Consider the following 18,231-nt stretch of genomic DNA (forward strand, 5'->3'; position numbering starts at 1 on the left):
GAGGATAACAATGAAACCAATCCGTATTGGTATCGGCGGCCCAGTTGGGTCAGGAAAAACATCTTTAGTAGATCAATTAACACGTGTGATGCATGAGCATTATCATGTAGCGGTTATCACAAATGATATTTATACAAGGGAAGACGCTCAATATTTAATAACGAATGGTGTTTTAGAGGAAGAGCGTATTATTGGGGTGGAAACAGGTGGTTGTCCTCATACAGCTATTCGTGAGGATGCATCGATGAATTTTGCAGCGATTGATGATTTAAATAAACGCTTCCAAGATTTAGATATTATTTTCATTGAAAGTGGTGGCGATAATCTATCTGCAACATTTAGTCCTGAGCTAGTGCATGGCTATATTTACGTAATTGATGTGGCAGAAGGACAGGATATCCCACGTAAAGGCGGTCCAGCGCTAACGCGTTCAGACTTACTACTCATCAATAAAACATCATTGGCGCCTCATGTTGGGGTTGATCTAGAAATAATGGATCAGGATGTGAAAAAAATGCGTGGTGGCCGTCCCTATATTTTTGCAGATGTTCGTTCACAAACGAATGTAGATAAGGTGGTTGAATGGATTCAGCACCATATGCTACTTGAAGGTGCCGAAGCTGTTGACAACCATGCTTAATCAACAAAAGATCAATCATTTCGGCAAATTAGAAATGGCCTTTGAGCCTAGGAGGGGCTATACACGACTAGTTCATGTGTATCAGCAGCCTCCCTTAAAGGCTAGCCGTGAATTATATGAAGGTAGTGATCCAACTGCCACAGTATTTTTGATGGAATCCTCTGGCGGAATGGTAGCGGGAGACCGCAATGAAATCAATGTCAAACTGGCACCCGAAAGCCGAGTAAGGCTTAAGCAACAATCAGCATTGAAAATCTACCCTTCGCATACAGGTGATCATTGTACCCAGGCTATTACGGTTGAAATTGCTGATAAGGCACGGCTAGAATGGCTTCCTGAAGTGACTATTCCTTTTGAACGAGCCAAGTTTCAAACGGATGCAACTATTCACATGAAGGAGAGCTCGACATTAATTTGGGGTGAAATTATTGCACCTGGCCGAGAAATGCGGGGAGAAGTCTTTGATTATCAAGACTACCAATCTAAATATAAGGTTTATGTAGAAAATAAACTTATTGCATTTGATTCCATCCATTTTAAACCACAGGAAATGAATTTTGCAGCACTTGGCTTGCTCGAAAAGGCACTCTATATCGGTTCCTTATGGATTGTGTCACCACTTGTGAATAATATAAACATGAGAGATTTACAGGCTTTGATTCAACAGGAGCAATCTCTTCAGGCAAGTGTAACAAAGCTAACAGATCAGGCGATTCATTGTAGATGGCTCGCCAAAGAGCAACGAACACTTCACAAGGAAATAAACCGTATGTTTGAACATATGACAGCATTACTGTAATTTCTGTTGTGATAAAGGAGATAGTGAATTGAAAAAGTTTTCAGTATGGATACTTCTAATAATACTTTGCCTTGCAGGCTGTACAAAAGAGTCCAGTCAAGGCGAGGAGAAACAGTCATCTGCTTCGACAGCTTCTCAGGCGAATGAGCTTGTTTTTGCTTCTGAGTCAGAGTTTGCAGGTTTAAACCCTCTTTTAGAGGAAACGAATTTGGATGCCTTTTTATTTAGAGGTTTGATGCGTTTCGATGAACAAAATGTACCTGTATTTGATATTGCTAAAAGTATTAATATATCAGATGACCAGATGACTTATACAATTGTGTTAAATGATCATGTGACATTTCATGATGGGCAGGCTTTAACAGTCGACGATATTATTTTCACCATCGAAAGTATTCTTGACGATGCAAACGGCTCCTATTTAAAATCTGATTTTATCCATGTGACGGGCATGAAAAAAATCGACGACACGACAATGACCCTCCAATTAGATGAACCATTTACGCCGATGCTAGACAAATTAACTGTGCCAATTTTGCCAAAGCATGCCTTCAAAGGACAGGAAATGAGAACTGCATCATTTAATCAACAACCAATCGGTGCCGGTCCTTATATGTTTGAACAATGGGATAAAGGGACAAGCTTGACACTCAAAGCATTTCCTACTTTTTATGGTACAAAAGCTTCAATTGAACAAGTCATTTTTAAATTTATTCCTGATAGCAATGTGCGTGCCTTACAGCTAAAATCGGGTGAGGTGGATATTGCATTACTTGATCCAAATCAGGTTGAGGAACTATCAAAAGTAGAACATTTAAAAATGTACGAGGTTGAATCCGCTGACTATCGCGGCGTTCTATTCAATATGAAGTATCCGATTTGGAAGGATGTTTCACTAAGAAAGGCGATTAGCTATGCAACGGACCGTGCAGGCATCGTAAAAGGTATTTTACATGGCTACGGCACAGAAGCTTATTCGCCACTACAAAAACATAATTTTGTGAATGAAAAAATCGAACATTATACTTACGATGTAAAAAAAGCAAATGAGCTGCTCGAGCAAGCTGGCTGGCAATTAGCTGATGACGGTTTCCGCTATAAGGATGGTCAAAAATTAACATTTACCATTACCGCGCCGATTACTGATACTGTGCGTGTGAATATGGCCAATTATGTGGCGGAGGGCTATAAAGCTGTTGGGGCAGATGTGAAAGTGGCTGCACTGGATTGGAGCAATATTGTCATTGAAGAAACAGAAGCCTTTATGGTTGGATGGGGAAGTCCATATGATGCAGACCATCATACGTACAGCCTTTTCCATTCTGGAGAATCCAGTCTCACGAGTGCTGGCTATAATTACGGCAGCTATGCCAATGCAAAAGTAGACGCATTGCTAGAAGAAGGTCGTACTACGGTGGATCCTGAGCAACGTAAGAAGGTCTATATGGCATTGCAGGAGGAGCTAGCTCAAGACCCACCGTTTGCCTACTTTGCTTATGTGGATGCTGTCTATGGTATCGATAAACAGATTAGCGGTGTTAAAGAGCGAATTTTAGGTCACCATGGAGCAGGCTTCTTATGGAATGTCGAGGAGTGGAAATGGAATGATCGCTAAATGGCTTGGGAAGCGAGTGATAATGGGGACAATTGTCCTCATTATTGTGAGCTTCCTCTCTTTTTTCATGATGCATGCCGCTCCTGGCAATCCCGCAGCAGCTTATTATGGAGGTAATGCCCAAACATTAACGACAGCTGAGAAGGAACGTATTGAACAAGCCTTTGGACTCGATCAACCCGTACTCTTACAGTATGGGACTTGGTTGGGGGAAGCATTACAAGGTAATTTAGGGTACTCAGCTAAAGAAGGAAGACCTGTCTTGACGATTTTACTTGAGCGGTTACCGAATACGCTACAGCTCGTTATTTTAACGTTAGTCGTAGTAACCATTGCCTCTATTTGGCTAGGCTTACAGGCTGGCATGAGGGAGGGCTCATTACTCGACCGAGGACTTTCTATCTTTAGTATTGCTAGCTCCGCGATACCCCCATTTTGGCTAGGCATATTATTTATTATGGTCTTTTCCATAACATTAGGTTGGTTTCCGTCTTCGGGAATGAATGATGTGCGAGGTGATGGAGGGTTCGTGGATCGTTTATATCATATGGTACTCCCGCTAACAGTCCTCGTTATTTCCCATGTTGGCATATTTGCCCGTTTTTTGCAGGATAGTGTGAAAGTAGAGAATCATAGCTACTATGTACAAGTGGCACGTGCGAATGGAGTATCTGAACGTGAAATTCGAACTATGATTTTACGAAATGCTGTCATTCCTTATATCAACTATGTTGGTGTGACCATCCCATCATTTTTCGGAGGCTCCATTGTGGTCGAAACATTATTTGGTTGGTCAGGCTTAGGACAGCTTTTAGTAAAATCCGTCATGCTCAAGGATTTCCCCGTTTTGATGGGAGCTATATTGATCATAGGCGTTGTTGTGGTCATCTGTTTATTCGTCATTGATATTCTGATGATTGGCTTGAACCCTCGATTAAGAAGAGGGGGATTTGTATGAGAAAACAGCGAAAGTACCCGATCTTTTGGCTTGTGCTTTTAGCTCTCATTTGTACAACGACTATTTTTTCCTCATTATTAGCTCCTTTTGAGCCGAATGTGATGGATATGAATCAAATTTATCAAGCACCGAATGCTATCCATTTATTGGGGACTGATCAGCTAGGGAGAGATGTTCTTTCGCGCTTATTAGTAGGAGGAAAGGTGACGCTCCTCATTGCCACTGTGTCCGTTGTGCTATCTAGCATAATTGGCATCATTTATGGGGGCATAAGCGGATATTTCGGCGGTGTCATTGATGCTGTAATGATGCGTATTCTCGAAGCCCTTTTAACCATTCCCTCATTAGTGATCGTCTTAGCTCTACAGGCAATTATGCAGGGCAGTGTGTGGCGAATGGCGATGATTATGGGGATCACTGGATGGTTTGTTACGGCCCGTATCGTCCGCTCTGAGTTTATCCGATTAAAGGAACAAGAATTTGTGCAGATGGCGAAAATGTTCCGCACGCCGTTGTGGAAAATTCTCTTTGGGCATTTATTACGTAATTGTATCCCTGCGTTATTTGTGGTGACCATCTTTAATTTTGCTGGGGCTATTTTTACCGAAGTTTCCTTAAGTTTTTTAGGAATTGGTGTCCCACCAGCTACTCCATCATGGGGAACAATGCTGTACACAGCGCAAAATGATTTACTTGTAGGGGCTTGGTGGATAGGACTTTTCCCTGGGCTGTTAATTTTTATAACAATTTTATGTGTGCAAGTTATTGGAGGTACATTCAAACAAGAAGGGAGCCGATCGCATGTTTAAGGTTGACAATTTGGCTGTTCGCGTATCCGGCAAATCCCTTATTCAAGGTTTGACTTTTACTGTGCCTAAAGGGCATATTACCGCTATCATTGGCGAGAGTGGTAGTGGTAAAAGTACGACCCTTTCCGCTCTGCTTGGGATGCTGCCAGCACGAGCAAGTATGGAAGGCTCGATTTTATTTAATGAAAAGAACCTCATGGCCATGTCTGAACAGGAGCGTGTGGAGCTGCGGAAAAAGCATTTCTTTACCATTTTTCAGGATGCCACGAATAGTTTTTCACCAACTCAAAAAATGAAGCCGCAACTCTATCGGTTGACGGCTTCGAGGGTGGGACATAAGGAAGAGGAATTTTTAAGTAAAATCATGGCTATTTTAAAGGAATTAAACTTACCGGAGGATGTGCTACAACGCTATCCATTTGAGCTTTCTGGTGGTATGCTACAACGCTGCATGCTTGCCTGCGCCTTCTATAATGAACCCGATGTTTTAATGGCAGATGAACCGACCTCTGCTCTTGATATGCTCCATCAACAAGAATTTATCAAATTGCTAAAAAAACTTCATACCCGCCTTGGGACGACCATTCTATTCATTACGCATGATTTAGGGGTTGCTAAGATTGCTGATTCCATGCTGGTGATGAAAAATGGCGAAATTGTAGAAAGTGGACAAGTATCGGAAATTTTTAAGGAGCCCAAGCATCCATACACGAAGCGGCTTGTCGCTCATCATTTTTAGGAGGCGTTGACATTGTTGCTTCACGTTGATCAGGTGAATAAAAGCTATCGAGCAGGACAGCGAATATTGAAGAATATAAACCTAACAGTTGGAAAAGGTGAAATCGTAGGGCTTGTGGGAGAAAGCGGTAGTGGAAAAAGTACTTTGGCCAAAATAATTATGCAGCTAGAAAAGCCTGAAAAAGGGGATCTGTTTTTTGAAGATCAATTAATGACGAAGCAAAATCGCTCGTATTTTTATGAAAATTGCCAAATCATTTTTCAAAATGCTACGGCTGCCTTAAACCCCGTGTGGACCGTCAGGGAATTGTTACACGAGCCCATACAGGCGGCGCACAAGTCTTTCACGGACCGTGAACTACAAACAATGCTTGAAATGGTAAAGCTCCCATCAGATATTTTAGAAGCCCTGCCTTCTGAGTTAAGTGGCGGGGAGCGACAACGGGTTAATTTACTTAGATCGATTTTAGTCGAACCTCAACTATTAGTATGTGATGAAATCGTTTCGAGCTTAGACCGCTTGATTCAACGAGAGATAATCGATTTATTAATGACTTTAAATAAAGAAAAAAACATGGCGATTTTATTTATCTCGCATGATTTAAAGGCAGTTTCTTATTTGTGCAATCGCATATACGTGATGAAATCGGGTGAAATTGTTGATGAGAGCCGTAAATGTGAAGATGGCTTTGCTTTTACAGACAAGTATGCGCAAATGCTCTTTCAAGCCGTAGAAAACGAATAAAATGAAAATAAACCGAAAAACACTTTCCTTTCTTGAATGGAAGGTGTTTTTTATTCTTGTATCCATGATCTGAGTGGGGCGATCAAATCCTCAGAGAGCTATAAATTGTATGGCAAACCTTTACGTTCCTCAACGTACTATGTTGACCTACTTCCCCTAACCAAAGATGAAAGCCATATTGGCTTCCAGCCGTATCCATTACTTATACGTCAAATTGTGGTGCAGCCATATTGACAATTCCCTCTGTTCTCACGGCTGTCGTCATTCCTTCATGGAATAGGTTGAGAGAATCCTCATCCTCATATTCTTTCATAAAAGCACTATGCACAGAGCCAAATTCAACGCTGTTAGAAATGCTGATTTTAGCCAATTTCCCACCTGCAAGCTCTTCATTCATACAGCCTAAAACAACAGAGGCTAATAGGGACATGGCAATGAATCGGTGTGTTCGCAATAAGCCTCCTCCTTACACGATAATAATACAAAAATTTGGAGTCGTAGCTCGGTCCTCTTCATAATATAGTAAACAAATAAAAGCTGAAAGGGGATAAAGCATGGGTTTATTTGATGGATTAATCGGCAATGCAAGCGAGGTGAATTTTGAAAAATTACAGGAGGAGGTCAATGATTTACTAATTCCAAACGAAACTATTAAAAATGCCTATAAAATTATTAGAGACATATTTATTTTTACGAATAAACGATTAATCCTCATTGATAAGCAAGGAGTGACTGGCAAGAAAACGGAATATCATTCCATTCCCTATAAAAATATTGTCCATTTTTCAGTAGAAACGGCTGGTACATTTGATTTAGATGCTGAGCTCAAAATATGGGTATCAGGCAGTTCATTACCCATCCAAAAAAACTTCAATAAGGCGACCAATATTTATAAAGTGCAAAGTGTTTTAGCCCAGTATGTTTTAGGCTCAAATTAATGGTATACTATAGAAACAAAAGCAAAACACATCTAAAGCCCGCATTTATGCGAGGCTTTTTTTGTTGTGCTTTGAAAGGGGGAGTAAGGATGGGAAAATTACCATGTGAAGGATGTAAGGGGCTGTGCTGTGGCCCGGTTCCAATTACGGAGAAGGAGCTGAAGGTTATTAAAAGGAGACTCCAATCAATGCCAGTCAAAATGCGTACAGAACTTAGACATCAGCAAAAATTTGAAGGGACATGCATTTTTTACAATATACAAAAAGATCGTTGTGGTATTCATTCAGCAAGACCAGAAATTTGTCGCATGTTTGGTTATTACCAAGAACTGGCTTGCTTTAGAAATCCAGCAATAGCCACGAAAACAATGAAAAGTTCTACGTTAGAAAAGCATGTAGGCATTTTATCAATCGATTACAGATGGAAGGATTTTGACTAATTAGCTCCCTGTTAAAAGCCTTCTTTGAGGTGAAGCAACGATGACATGTCAGAGGTATTCATCTAAGAAAAAAGTTGCTCGTTTTTACTACCTTAGGTAAGATTATCCAAAGGGGGATTTTTATGTTGGAAGAAAAAAGAACATGTGAGGATATAAGAACTAAATTGATGCTCGATTTGCAAAGAATAGAGAAGGACGAGTATCAGTTGCGCGAAGGTGAGCAGCATCAAGATTTCTTCCCTTTGTTACTTCAATATATCGGCGATCCACAGCCAGAATTAAGAGATAATCTCATATATCCGATGTTTTATATGTGGATGAAGGAAGAGAATAGGTTCAGTGAAGAAGAGTTACGTAGCCTCTTATCTGTTCTGACTGATAATAGCCATTTGTTTTATCATATCGGCAGCGAGGAGGATCAGTCAGTTTTTACAAGGACATTCTCTGCCTTGCCTATCGCTTTGATTGTCCAACGCCATAGACAAAATCCATTTTTCACTCAAGTGGAGATTGAGCAATTATTACATACAATGCTCCGTTACTATAAAGAAGAGAAGGATCTACGAGGTTACCTTTCAGAAGGAGGCTGGGCTCACAGCGCGTCTCACGGTGCCGATGTTTTTGCCGAGCTGGTGCAGTGTAATGAGTGCAACGCCGTCATGTTGCGTGAGATTCTTGTCGCTATTTCTGAGAAGCTTGATAATGGCAGGCATATTTTTAGCGATGAGGATGATGAGCGATTGGTCAACATCGTGGATGCGATAATTGTCAAGGAGCTACTTCCACATCAAGAAATCGCAGATTGGATTAGTAGCTTAGCGCAATGTTGCAATTTGCCGAGAAGTCGTAGTCAGGTGATTACCCGCGTAAACAACAAGAATTTTATACGTAGTCTCTACTTCAGAAGAGAACAAGAAAGCCGACAGAATGTGCTTCACACGGTCATGCTTGCTACGGAGGCAAAATTAAATAGATTTTCTATTCGTTAAAAGATCGTGGAGGCATTCCCAAAAGAAGTTGATACACCACTACTTAAAAAGACATTTAAAAGAGCGCCTAGTTTATACTAGAGCGTTTTTTTAAATTATTTTTCGATTTAATATCAATAATTAACTCCATATTAATACTTCTGCAATCTTTTCTTAGTCAGATACAGTAATTTTTTTGTGAGATTCATAAATATTTAAGTAAGCACCATATGAAGATGATACGACTATGTACATAAATGTTAGTGAGATTTATTCAAGTGGGATGATGAAGCACGTTCAATCTGTTGGGGATTGGACAAAAAAACTAGAGGCGGCTACAATCGTCTCTAGTTATATTTTAATATTAATTTATGTGATTTAGACTCATAAATTTCGTAGCCTATTTCAACCATATGGTCCTTTGTCACTGTCACCTTACAATAGTAAGGGATTGCTTTTCCATAAGCATCTAGCGCAGGTATTTCTGTAAAGGAATATTGTTCATCCGTATCTATCATGTTAAACGTTGCTTCAGCAGATCGCCCGGAAGAAGAAACCTCAATCATACAATCCCCACGAATAACATCATAGTCTTTTTTAATAATATATTTTAGACTTGGTACGGTAACTATTAACAATAAAACACCTACTAAAAATGCAGCAACCGTCTTAGCTACCATTATAAATGGAAATTCTTTCTCGACATACATAAAAATAAATACAATAACTGCCATGATCACAAATAATAATCCTAGTATGACTACCAAATAATACAATTGTTCACTTCCTATGTATATCTATTAAACATTTCTTGTAGCTATTTTAAAGCTGACATTCATATAGTATCGTTCTTTTTATAACAACGTAAACAGGATTATTATTCCATTAAACAGGTCTACCGCAAAGTGCACCCAAATAGTATCAGTCGACTTTCTTCTGTTTTTGTAGAATCTATTACAGATATTTTAGCATGTAATTTTGCCGTATTAACGCATTATGGGGCAAAAGAATAACAAGTAAAAAGTGTCTCTTCAATTTGAGTTAAATAGACGGCAAGATAATAATAAAAAAACTGGAATATTTTATGTTATTTGACATCAGAAATAGACTACCTTACAATTGATTTTAATAGTCTATAAGGAATGTATAGTACACAGCATTCCTTCACAATTGAATAGCGTGTAGTAATAGGTGTAAATTGCGTGCAATTTGCTTAAAAGGGAAGTCGGTGCGAATCCGACACTGTCCCGCAACTGTAAATGTGAGCGACTTTTCAGCAACCACTGTCAAATGATGGGAAGGGGAAAAGTGGTGATGACCATGAGTCAGGATACCTGCCTAGTTACGAGTACACACCATAAACCTACGAGGAATCACCTTATCCGATTATTGTTCGGACTAGATATATCAATGGTTTGTAACACGCTAAGGAATATGTAATAGTAGACAACACTTTTTTAATTATTAATACTAATTAAGAAGGTGTTTTTATGTTGGTTAGATTTTCAGTACAAGATTTTATAGACGAACGTAAGTTGATGAATACGTCTGAGTACACTCTTAGAAATTACAAGAGTTTCTTTAAAGGGTTTGAAGAGTGGTTAAGGATGAATGACATCACTGACATCTCAAATGTCTCTGCTAATACGCTACGATTATATCTTAGATACTGCCAAGATGAATTAGGGAATTCTGCCACAACGATTAATAACAAGGTTAAGAATCTGAAAGCATTCTTCAATCATCTGTATGAGAATGAATTTATAGATACTAATCCCACTCTCAAGTTAAAGAAACAAATCACTGAAACACGTATAGAAGTTTTTAATGACCAACAAATTCGTCTGATGCTCAGATACCTAAGACGCATGAAACGTCAAGACCATAAATTTACGGCTTACAGAAATTTGACAGTTATTTTAACTCTCTTAGGTACTGGCATCAGATTAAATGAGTTACGAAATCTCAAATGGTCTGACGTAACTAAAAGTTATATCACAGTGATAGGTAAAGGTAGAAAACAAGAAACTGTCCCACTTACAAAACGAGCATATGAAAATTTGATTGATTGGAGAACGTACCAGACGAGTTACTTCGAAATGGATACAGAGTATGTTTTCACTCACAGAGACGCTACACAAATATCCTACGAAGCAACAAAGGGTATATTCAAGAAGTTGTCAGAGGTAATGCAGTTCAAAGATGTTCGACTTTCAGCCCACACATTTAGACATACCTTTGCTCATAGATTCTTAATGAGTGGTGGTGATGTGTTTACCCTCCAGAAGATACTTAGACATAGTAGTTTACATATGACTGAGAAGTATCTAGCATTGTGGGGGCATGACCTTAATGAGCGAAATGAAAAGTACAATCCGTTAAATCATATGGACATCTAGTTGACAATATACAATATTTCACATATTGTTAAGTCAAATATGGTCAAAGTGTGGTGAAACGAATGGATTTACAACAAAAGATGAGTGAATATTTGGAAAAGCAACCTAACTCATTCATAAAAAAATGTGCTGATTATGTTAGAAAAAAAGGGATAAACAATATTCAAGATGATGCAGAGTCGGTTAGCGAAGCAATTAAAACACATCCAAATAACTTAAGGGATTTTATCGCTGAACAAAAAATAAGTAAACCAATAATAACAAATAACTCAGGTCGACAATATTAATAATAAAAAGAGGACTAGCCATAATCGGTTAGTCCTCTTCTATTATCAACAACTCTTCTATTCCAATTTTTAACACTTCACATATCCTAGTGATATTAATGACACTCTTCATTATATGATGAATTCATTCAGTACAAATAAAATATGCTCTCACATATATAACCGTCTGCCATTCGTGGCAGAATAAAAAGAAAGAAATATTATGGAATTTTACAACTGAATATAGGCAAGTCGTCACTACGATATCCATGCAATAGGAGAGGGGCTTTATGCTTCTCTCTTCTTTGCGTTGTAAAAATATTGGTGAGTAAAATATATCATCTACCACCTACTACCCTATATAACTATGTAAGGTAATTTATTTTTGCATCCCATTCAAATTTTTGAGTGAGTCAATTACCTCATTTTTGATCAAAAATGTTCGGGAAAAGTGCTCTCAAACGTTGGTGCTATGCGATTCCTAAAGTTCCCTAAAGGAAGGGTTCTCATTTTGGAAAGAATTGTTTCGCAAATGAGGTTGCCAATCCTTGCTGTGACTGACTTCCTATCTTCGGCATAAGGAGAGATAGGTAGATAAAGTTAAAACTACAGAACGCTGTCATACCAAGGGTTCACAGCCCTCATTTTTTAAAAGGTCTTACAAACGTTGATATACCAAGGGTTCATGAATTGTATACAAGGGAACTATAAAGGAGATGTAAGACAAAGTTAAAACTACAGACCCCTTGTGGCTGTAGGTCTCAAGGCACCTTTTTTCAAAAACACCCTTTCAACCCTTGATACGACTGCATGTGTAAATACTCTCTAAAGGAACACTACCTCAAGTGATAGAAAAGTTCATTCTACAGACTCCTTGGGAGAGTAAGCGTCAGAGCATACACTTTCAAAAAGTGGTCACGAAGCCCGCTATATCAACATGTGTAAATCTGCAATAAGGGAACCCTACTTATAATTTCCATCCAGTGTATAACCGTTTTATGCATTGGTAAAGGTTATAAACTTCCTTTAGTCATGATAATTTTCTCCCTATTCCCTCCCGTGTAGTGAACCTCCGACTACTACATGGGGTTGGTTACGATAAGTAGCCAATAGAGTGCACTGTCTTTGGTTGGTCGGTGCATTCTTAGGTTAGTTATCAAATCTGTATGCGATTGGTTGTCGTATTATAGGTTCCTCTTTTCTGGGGTTGGTACTTGTCACACCGACCCCCTCTATACATAACAGTTATTGACTTAATACATACATACCACCAACTAAATATGAAATGGAGTGTTTTATATGGCTGAAATTACTGGCTATGCATACGGTAAGTTACGTGAGTACATGAAGAATAACTTTAAGGTTATTGCAATTGCTAATGGCACTGAAACAGTTAAAAAATATACAGACGCAACTATCACGATTGAAAATGAAAAGGTTAAATATAAGGTTATTGCTGATAATGCAGATGGTTCATTAACAGGGAAGAAAGTTGACCGCTTTGCAATTTATGAAACTGCTACTTCTACAGATAAGATTGCAGAGGATGCATTTGCAGAGTTTACCTATACAAATACAAACGATACTTTAACTATCGAAATTGAACTAGTCATTCCTTCTAATTAAGGAGTGATTACATGTTAGGAACTGGAACACTACAAAACCCTTATATCATTACAACGCCAGATGAGTACAGAAATGTTATATCAAGCAATACGAACGCTAATCATTATGTATTAGGTAATGATATAGATTTCACTGGCTATGACGTTTCCACATTCAATGCAACGAGGAATCTTAGTGGATCTCTTGATGGTAAGGGATTTACAGTGAAAAATGCTACTGGCGTTAGCGTGGCAAACATTGCAATGATTCCAAACTTACAAGCAGGGGCAGTATTAAAGAATATTAGATATGAAAATATCAACCTGTCTACAACTTCTGTAACTGCTAATAGAACTTGCGCTCTGCTAGGTACTGTTACTAGTGCAACTATTGATAACTTAGAGATTGTTAATAGTTCATTTAATGCAGGAAAAACAGCACAAATTGCCTCTGTAATTAAGCAATTGAGTGGGAGTTTTAACATTAAAAATATACGTATGATTGACGTATCTATTAAAGGTGGAGCAGGGAACACAGGATTTTTTGGAACTGTTAATACAGTCATTGGAGGATATTCATTCTCTGACGGTGTATTTACTGGTTCATTCTCTGATTACGCTATAGATGCTAAGTCAGACGCTTTATTCGGTCATGAAGCGGATAGTTCACTATTCTTCTATAAGGTTTATGTATTAGATGAGAACTTACCACAATTTGACCGTTCAAAGGGTTGTGCTACTTATGTAACTGATGCACAACTAAACGACCCCTCGCAAATTCCGTTAGGTGATGCGTGGAGCCATTCAACAGGTAAGTATCCTGTCCTTATTAAGTTTAGTGAGGAAGCAGGGAAAGAAGTAACAGTAAAGAAAACTGTAACTGCTCGTAAAGCAACTACGAAAGGTTTTATAGGCAAAAGTAAGACACAATCTAAGTCAATTACTGCAAAGGGTGTAATTGCCTATACTGACTCACTTCACTATTCTACTAGAACACTAGTTACTGCTAGAGGTGCAACGGTTACTGTTACCACAAAGAAAACTAATTCTTATCGTGTGGTATCTAGTTTTGATGTTATGAAAGCAACAACAAGTTTCGAACTGCTAAAACGCTCTCTGAGATACGCAACAATCAATTCAAACTATGTTGATTTGCATAGTAATACTATCTATCCATCTAGTGGAAACGTGCCTGTATATGCTTATACGAGCATCATAACAAGTCGCTCAAATACTGAGTGCAGAGTATCACAATCTAGTATCTATAGAATATTGTAAGGAGTTGATAGAATGTCTCAAGTTTTCAGAGATGATACAGCAAGATTATTAGTTGAGTTCAAGGATTATCAAGGGAAGGTTATTCATCCCAATGAGGTGTCTTTAACTATATATGATGAGTTAGAAAATCTAATCTCTCAAATTAGCGCTACACAAATCAAACAAGATGGAAACAAATACTATTATGACTATGTTCATGGTATGCCTACTAACTATATTTTTGAGTTTAGAGGTATCTATGAGTATTCACCTGTGTTATGCAGGCAATTTGTAAAGGTAGTATTTGTCTAATTGATAAGAAAGGGGAGTCCGTAACATGGAAAACCAAGAGCAAAAAGAAGAGGTAGTAGTACAAGAAACGGCTCAAGACAATGAGCAAGTTGAATCAACTGAGGTTGTGGAAAATGAGGACACTAGCACAGAAAAGGACTCGAAGCAATCAGAAGTTGTAGAAGAAGTAGGCGAAACGGATTACGAGAAGAATATGCGTGAAGTTCAAGAGTTAAAAGCAACGCTTGAGCAACAACTATTTGAATCTCAATTACGTGAGCGTGGCTTAGAAATCTTCTCCAAGATTAACGATATTGGTTCTTTAAATGGTGCTGAAAAGGTTGAGTATCTTCAAACTATTGTTGACGCAATCCTAGCAAAGCATTCATATAAGCCGTTATCAGCGAATGGTGAAGCGGTTGACACAGTAGAAGAAGCACTTGCAAAAGGTGACGTTAGTAAGTCGCTAGGTGCTAAGTTTAAAGATTGGGTAGGTTTATAATCTACTCGCACAAATACAAATTTAATGGCTATTAAGCCCAAAGGAGATAATCATTTATGTTTAAAAGTAATAACTTCCAATCAGTAGAAACTATCAACGTATCAAAAGAATTAGCGGTATTAGCACCACAAATGACGCCATTAACAACACTATTAATGTCCAAAGGTAATTTTGAGAAAGCGACTTCAACTCTATTCCAATGGTTAGAGAAGAAATTATCTGCTGATACGGATTACGACTTATTAGAAGGGGCGGACATTACAAAGTTCCAACAATCAAGACGTCGTACATTAAACAACGTTCAACAAATCTTCGCTCGTGCTGTTGCTATTTCTGGTACTGCTGATGCTATGAAAAATGGTCGCTTCACAGAAGAAATTCAAGACCGTTTACTAGAATTGAAATTAGAGATTGAGCGTGTATTAATCAATGGTGTATTCGATGATGGCTCGACAGGTAATCCACGCAAGATGAAAGGTTTAATTGAGTGGGTAGAAGCGTCAAACGAGTTTGTGTTCACTAACAACCCTCTAAAGTTAATCAAAGATGGTATGGAGAAATTGTTCACGTCAGGCGTAAACGGTGGGGATTACTACCTATTGGCTTCTCCTGCATACAAAGAAATGATTGACGATGCATTAGCAGGCGTAACAACTTACACGCAAAAAGAAACTACTTTCGGTTCTCTTGTATCTGTGTATGTAACTAACTTCGGTAACGTTAATATCATGATTTCTCGTGATGTTCCAAAGCAATCTGCAATCTTATTCAATGATGCTTACCTATCACTTGCTCCATTACGTGAAGCACAAGTTGAGGCACTTGCTAAAACAGGCGACTCTAACAAAGCGATGGTAATTGCTGAAACAACGTTACGTGTTGGCTCACCAGAAGCGGTTGTTCTATTAACTGACGAAGCAATCAAGAAGTAATTAAGGTGTGAGGGGGATTTTCCCTCTCTTCCTTTTTATTTTAATTCAAATATTTGAGTGAAAGGAATACCTTACATGGAACAAATGCAACTGTTAATGATTAGACGACAAAAGAAAATCACGCTCAAAGAGTTAGCGGATTTTATCGGGTGTTCTATATCATTACTGTCTCTATATGAGAATAACAAAGTATCACTAGACACTATTAAGCAACAAAAATATAAGCAGTATATCATAGACAAATAGAAAGAGGAACTCAAATAATATGATGGACACAACTTTATACAACCAATTTCCGCAATGGAGCAAAGTGTACAATGAAGGACACTTTCTAGTTGGTACTGATGACTTGGATAGTCAAGCAAGCATTTCGATACTCAATCAAGTGTTCGGATATGAGCAGAATTGTTATGCAACTAGACAAGGTTTCTTTATGATTGACTGGAATATAAAGCAACATATCGGTGTTGACTTAGCGTTGCACGGTGACAGGAAATGCTATGACAATCATGTAACTATGAGCCATTGGGACAGTCCTGTTAACCCTAACAGTGCTAATATTAATGCAATACTCAAGATAAGTCAAGACAATTACACAAAGAAGTGTGCATTTAGTACATTATTGCAAGTCATGTCATTACTAGACGTACCGTTACCGCCAACAGATGATGGAAAGCGGTTCTTACTATCAATAGATAGCGCACATCTTGGCTATTTCAATAACTACTTTAGAGGTACTTGGCTTAAGTATATGGAGTTGTTAGGATTTCATGAGTTAATAGATATAGTCAAAAAAGAAAACGCCTATAACGATATACAGGCGGTTAAGATTGATGAGAAGTTAACCTTTGACAATGGTATTCTCACATTTGATTCAGATAGAAAAGCCCGCGCTGAGAAACATTTAGGATATGAACTATACCTTCCCCAAGGACAATTTAAACCTAGAGCAATGTTCTATTCAGCGTATACCACTAAAGACGATGGTAGAGAACTACTCAATAACGATATGTTATTCAGTGTCGCAATGACGAGCAAGAAAAATATATCTTATAGTATCTATGATAGTGTATTAGATTAGAAAACGCAAATATTACACCTTTGTTATTTAAAATAGAAGAGGTTACTAAAATGGGTAATCATATAATCTAAATGAAATTTGAAATTAGTATTCAGTTATTATATAATATAGTATGATAATAGATTATATGATAGACCAAATTAGTCACCTCAATAAAAATAGAGAGGAACAACCATATTATGAACAACCAACAACCACAAGAAGAAGTACTAGAAAAAGTAGTAGTAAAAAGAGAGAAAACGACAGACCTTAGAATTGATGACAAATGGAAGTTTAACAGCAAGTTTGAATCAACCGTTGCGCTACCTAATGAGTTATTTGACCACTTATTGGAGTTAGAAGATAAGAAGATACTTAAGAATAAACACGCTCATGTAGCATATGGGTATATGTTCTTGCAAACGTGGCTATACCGTTATGCTAAGTATAGTCAATATACACCTACAGTAGCAGATATTAAGCAACTACTAGGATTCAAAGCAGATGAAAAGAGAATCAACTATATCATTAAGAAAGATGGCGTTCTTGATAATGAAGGGTTAACCGAAACGACTCAAGATTTTCCTGTTATTGTTATGTGGGATTATGACGATATGACAGGACAGAGAAATAACTTCCCAACTATCGACACTATGACAGATTTATACCCAGTTACGTATGAATTAAAGGATATGCTTAAGACACACGGTATTCAGCGTCAAACAATATGTAAGAAGCCATTACATTTATATGAACGTGAAGACGGGGAAGAAGGTACTCTAAAACGTAGCGACTTCACTACTCAGATTGATATCAGAGCATTCGACTTTTGCATGGAGCATGTAAAGGAGTTAGGTTTAACAGGATTCTTCTTATATGCTTATATTGTTCACATGGACGGTGTATTTTCTAGCGGTTTCGATGCTTCTGCTGAGAGATTAGCAAAAGAGTTATGCATGGATAAGAAAACTATTATCAAGTATCGTAACGCATTGAGAGCGTACAATATGATTGAACTAAAACATAACAACGCTGTATTCAATCCAGATGATGTAATGCTTGCACCGACTAATATACCTAATGAGTGGTGGCAGTTTACGGATGTGAAAGGTGACTATTTGAAGTTTAATTCTATGGAACAAAAAGCACATGCATGGAATCATCCAGAAGAATATGAGAGTGTGCGTAGAAAGTTTAAGAAGGACACAGACGAGATAAAAATAAACGGAATAACGATTAATCAAAAAGACCTACCTTTTTAGGTCTTTTT

Annotated in this window: 22 protein-coding genes and 1 riboswitch; of the genes, 20 read left to right on the plus strand and 2 right to left on the minus strand. The window is 38.1% G+C overall.

The window, feature by feature from the left end; translation table 11 throughout:
• Positions 1–10: 10 nt before the first annotated feature.
• The 7 genes from ureG to KVT27_RS07590 are packed head-to-tail and all read left to right on the plus strand — an operon-like array spanning position 11 to position 6,304.
• A complete protein-coding gene (ureG, locus tag KVT27_RS07560) occupies positions 11–640 on the plus strand; it encodes an urease accessory protein UreG (RefSeq protein WP_008174842.1) in 630 nt (209 codons plus the stop codon).
• Positions 633–1,439 carry an urease accessory protein UreD gene (locus tag KVT27_RS07565; protein WP_036127906.1) on the plus strand — a complete coding sequence of 269 codons (807 nt, stop codon included), beginning with the start codon at positions 633–635 and terminating at the stop codon, positions 1,437–1,439. Before ureG ends, KVT27_RS07565 begins: the two co-directional genes overlap by 8 nt.
• Positions 1,440–1,467: 28 nt before the next feature.
• Entirely contained in the window at positions 1,468–3,054 is a 1,587-nt protein-coding gene (locus KVT27_RS07570) for an ABC transporter substrate-binding protein (protein ID WP_254636064.1), read from the plus strand.
• On the plus strand, positions 3,044–4,012 hold the full coding sequence (locus KVT27_RS07575) for an ABC transporter permease (protein ID WP_036125618.1): 969 nt from the start codon (positions 3,044–3,046) through the stop codon (positions 4,010–4,012). The genes KVT27_RS07570 and KVT27_RS07575 overlap by 11 nt, the downstream gene beginning before the upstream one ends.
• Complete coding sequence (locus tag KVT27_RS07580; RefSeq protein ID WP_036125620.1) at positions 4,009–4,821, plus strand: ABC transporter permease; 813 nt, start codon at positions 4,009–4,011, stop codon at positions 4,819–4,821. Before KVT27_RS07575 ends, KVT27_RS07580 begins: the two co-directional genes overlap by 4 nt.
• The gene (locus KVT27_RS07585) at positions 4,814–5,560 is read left to right on the plus strand and encodes an ATP-binding cassette domain-containing protein (protein ID WP_217581049.1); all 747 of its coding nucleotides are present in this window, start codon (positions 4,814–4,816) and stop codon (positions 5,558–5,560) included. The genes KVT27_RS07580 and KVT27_RS07585 overlap by 8 nt, the downstream gene beginning before the upstream one ends.
• Before the next feature lie 12 nt (positions 5,561–5,572).
• Positions 5,573–6,304: an ABC transporter ATP-binding protein gene (locus tag KVT27_RS07590; RefSeq protein ID WP_036145904.1), complete on the plus strand. Its 732-nt coding sequence runs from the start codon at positions 5,573–5,575 to the stop codon at positions 6,302–6,304.
• A 202-nt stretch (positions 6,305–6,506) separates the two neighbouring features.
• Here the strand turns inward: KVT27_RS07590 and KVT27_RS26620 are convergent, their stop codons facing one another.
• The gene (locus KVT27_RS26620) at positions 6,507–6,758 is read right to left on the minus strand and encodes a hypothetical protein (protein WP_225316203.1); all 252 of its coding nucleotides are present in this window, start codon (positions 6,756–6,758) and stop codon (positions 6,507–6,509) included.
• A gap of 100 nt (positions 6,759–6,858) precedes the next feature.
• Here KVT27_RS26620 and KVT27_RS07600 point away from each other — a divergent pair, with 100 nt between their 5' ends.
• From KVT27_RS07600 to KVT27_RS07610, 3 genes are all read left to right on the plus strand, one after another.
• On the plus strand, positions 6,859–7,242 hold the full coding sequence (locus KVT27_RS07600) for a PH domain-containing protein (RefSeq protein ID WP_008174827.1): 384 nt from the start codon (positions 6,859–6,861) through the stop codon (positions 7,240–7,242).
• 89 nt (positions 7,243–7,331) lie between these two features.
• Positions 7,332–7,682: a YkgJ family cysteine cluster protein gene (locus KVT27_RS07605; RefSeq protein WP_036145902.1), complete on the plus strand. Its 351-nt coding sequence runs from the start codon at positions 7,332–7,334 to the stop codon at positions 7,680–7,682.
• A gap of 167 nt (positions 7,683–7,849) precedes the next feature.
• Positions 7,850–8,671 carry a DUF2785 domain-containing protein gene (locus KVT27_RS07610; protein WP_217581372.1) on the plus strand — a complete coding sequence of 274 codons (822 nt, stop codon included), beginning with the start codon at positions 7,850–7,852 and terminating at the stop codon, positions 8,669–8,671.
• Positions 8,672–8,997: 326 nt separating this feature from the next.
• Here KVT27_RS07610 and KVT27_RS07615 read toward each other — a convergent pair whose 3' ends face one another.
• Positions 8,998–9,426, minus strand: coding sequence for a hypothetical protein (locus KVT27_RS07615; RefSeq protein WP_036125629.1), 429 nt, complete (start codon positions 9,424–9,426; stop codon positions 8,998–9,000).
• A 396-nt stretch (positions 9,427–9,822) separates the two neighbouring features.
• Positions 9,823–10,006: riboswitch (cobalamin riboswitch) on the plus strand.
• A 134-nt stretch (positions 10,007–10,140) separates the two neighbouring features.
• Here KVT27_RS07615 and KVT27_RS07620 point away from each other — a divergent pair.
• The 10 genes from KVT27_RS07620 (at position 10,141) to KVT27_RS07665 (ending at position 18,223) form a co-directional block, all read left to right on the plus strand.
• Entirely contained in the window at positions 10,141–11,049 is a 909-nt protein-coding gene (locus KVT27_RS07620) for a tyrosine-type recombinase/integrase (protein ID WP_217581050.1), read from the plus strand.
• A 62-nt stretch (positions 11,050–11,111) separates the two neighbouring features.
• On the plus strand, positions 11,112–11,336 hold the full coding sequence (locus tag KVT27_RS07625) for a hypothetical protein (protein ID WP_217581051.1): 225 nt from the start codon (positions 11,112–11,114) through the stop codon (positions 11,334–11,336).
• A 1,278-nt stretch (positions 11,337–12,614) separates the two neighbouring features.
• Entirely contained in the window at positions 12,615–12,941 is a 327-nt protein-coding gene (locus KVT27_RS07630; RefSeq protein WP_217581052.1) for a hypothetical protein, read from the plus strand.
• 11 nt (positions 12,942–12,952) lie between these two features.
• Positions 12,953–14,197: a hypothetical protein gene (locus tag KVT27_RS07635; RefSeq protein ID WP_217581053.1), complete on the plus strand. Its 1,245-nt coding sequence runs from the start codon at positions 12,953–12,955 to the stop codon at positions 14,195–14,197.
• A 12-nt stretch (positions 14,198–14,209) separates the two neighbouring features.
• Positions 14,210–14,488, plus strand: a complete 279-nt coding sequence (locus tag KVT27_RS07640) for a hypothetical protein (protein ID WP_217581054.1) — start codon at positions 14,210–14,212, stop codon at positions 14,486–14,488.
• Positions 14,489–14,513: 25 nt separating this feature from the next.
• Positions 14,514–14,969 (plus strand): hypothetical protein, encoded by a 456-nt coding sequence (locus tag KVT27_RS07645; protein WP_217581055.1) that lies wholly within the window; start codon positions 14,514–14,516, stop codon positions 14,967–14,969.
• 56 nt (positions 14,970–15,025) lie between these two features.
• A complete protein-coding gene (locus KVT27_RS07650; protein ID WP_217581056.1) occupies positions 15,026–15,901 on the plus strand; it encodes an SU10 major capsid protein in 876 nt (291 codons plus the stop codon).
• A 96-nt stretch (positions 15,902–15,997) separates the two neighbouring features.
• A complete protein-coding gene (locus KVT27_RS07655) occupies positions 15,998–16,147 on the plus strand; it encodes a helix-turn-helix domain-containing protein (RefSeq protein WP_254636122.1) in 150 nt (49 codons plus the stop codon).
• Positions 16,148–16,166: 19 nt separating this feature from the next.
• Positions 16,167–16,982, plus strand: coding sequence for a hypothetical protein (locus tag KVT27_RS07660; RefSeq protein ID WP_217581058.1), 816 nt, complete (start codon positions 16,167–16,169; stop codon positions 16,980–16,982).
• 179 nt (positions 16,983–17,161) lie between these two features.
• Positions 17,162–18,223 (plus strand): helix-turn-helix domain-containing protein, encoded by a 1,062-nt coding sequence (locus tag KVT27_RS07665; protein WP_217581059.1) that lies wholly within the window; start codon positions 17,162–17,164, stop codon positions 18,221–18,223.
• Positions 18,224–18,231: the final 8 nt, after the last annotated feature.

Source organism: Lysinibacillus sp. GbtcB16 (genome assembly GCF_019091145.1).
In the GTDB taxonomy this organism is placed as follows: Bacteria; Bacillota; Bacilli; order Bacillales_A; family Planococcaceae; genus Lysinibacillus; species Lysinibacillus fusiformis.

Bases quoted from the DNA above. Each gene is read 5' to 3' on its own strand.
- KVT27_RS07645 (WP_217581055.1), top strand. From the start codon at position 14,514: ATGGAAAACCAAGAGCAAAAAGAAGAGGTAGTAGTACAAGAAACGGCT.
- KVT27_RS07610 (WP_217581372.1), top strand. From the start codon at position 7,850: ATGCTCGATTTGCAAAGAATAGAGAAGGACGAGTATCAGTTGCGCGAA.
- KVT27_RS07575 (WP_036125618.1), top strand. From the start codon at position 3,044: ATGATCGCTAAATGGCTTGGGAAGCGAGTGATAATGGGGACAATTGTC.
- KVT27_RS07630 (WP_217581052.1), top strand. From the start codon at position 12,615: ATGGCTGAAATTACTGGCTATGCATACGGTAAGTTACGTGAGTACATG.
- KVT27_RS07605 (WP_036145902.1), top strand. From the start codon at position 7,332: ATGGGAAAATTACCATGTGAAGGATGTAAGGGGCTGTGCTGTGGCCCG.
- KVT27_RS07565 (WP_036127906.1), top strand. From the start codon at position 633: ATGCTTAATCAACAAAAGATCAATCATTTCGGCAAATTAGAAATGGCC.
- KVT27_RS07600 (WP_008174827.1), top strand. From the start codon at position 6,859: ATGGGTTTATTTGATGGATTAATCGGCAATGCAAGCGAGGTGAATTTT.
- KVT27_RS07655 (WP_254636122.1), top strand. From the start codon at position 15,998: ATGATTAGACGACAAAAGAAAATCACGCTCAAAGAGTTAGCGGATTTT.
- KVT27_RS07620 (WP_217581050.1), top strand. From the start codon at position 10,141: ATGTTGGTTAGATTTTCAGTACAAGATTTTATAGACGAACGTAAGTTG.
- KVT27_RS07660 (WP_217581058.1), top strand. From the start codon at position 16,167: ATGATGGACACAACTTTATACAACCAATTTCCGCAATGGAGCAAAGTG.
- ureG (WP_008174842.1), top strand. From the start codon at position 11: ATGAAACCAATCCGTATTGGTATCGGCGGCCCAGTTGGGTCAGGAAAA.
- KVT27_RS07625 (WP_217581051.1), top strand. From the start codon at position 11,112: ATGGATTTACAACAAAAGATGAGTGAATATTTGGAAAAGCAACCTAAC.
- KVT27_RS07665 (WP_217581059.1), top strand. From the start codon at position 17,162: ATGAACAACCAACAACCACAAGAAGAAGTACTAGAAAAAGTAGTAGTA.
- KVT27_RS07640 (WP_217581054.1), top strand. From the start codon at position 14,210: ATGTCTCAAGTTTTCAGAGATGATACAGCAAGATTATTAGTTGAGTTC.
- KVT27_RS07585 (WP_217581049.1), top strand. From the start codon at position 4,814: ATGTTTAAGGTTGACAATTTGGCTGTTCGCGTATCCGGCAAATCCCTT.
- KVT27_RS07650 (WP_217581056.1), top strand. From the start codon at position 15,026: ATGTTTAAAAGTAATAACTTCCAATCAGTAGAAACTATCAACGTATCA.
- KVT27_RS07635 (WP_217581053.1), top strand. From the start codon at position 12,953: ATGTTAGGAACTGGAACACTACAAAACCCTTATATCATTACAACGCCA.
- KVT27_RS07580 (WP_036125620.1), top strand. From the start codon at position 4,009: ATGAGAAAACAGCGAAAGTACCCGATCTTTTGGCTTGTGCTTTTAGCT.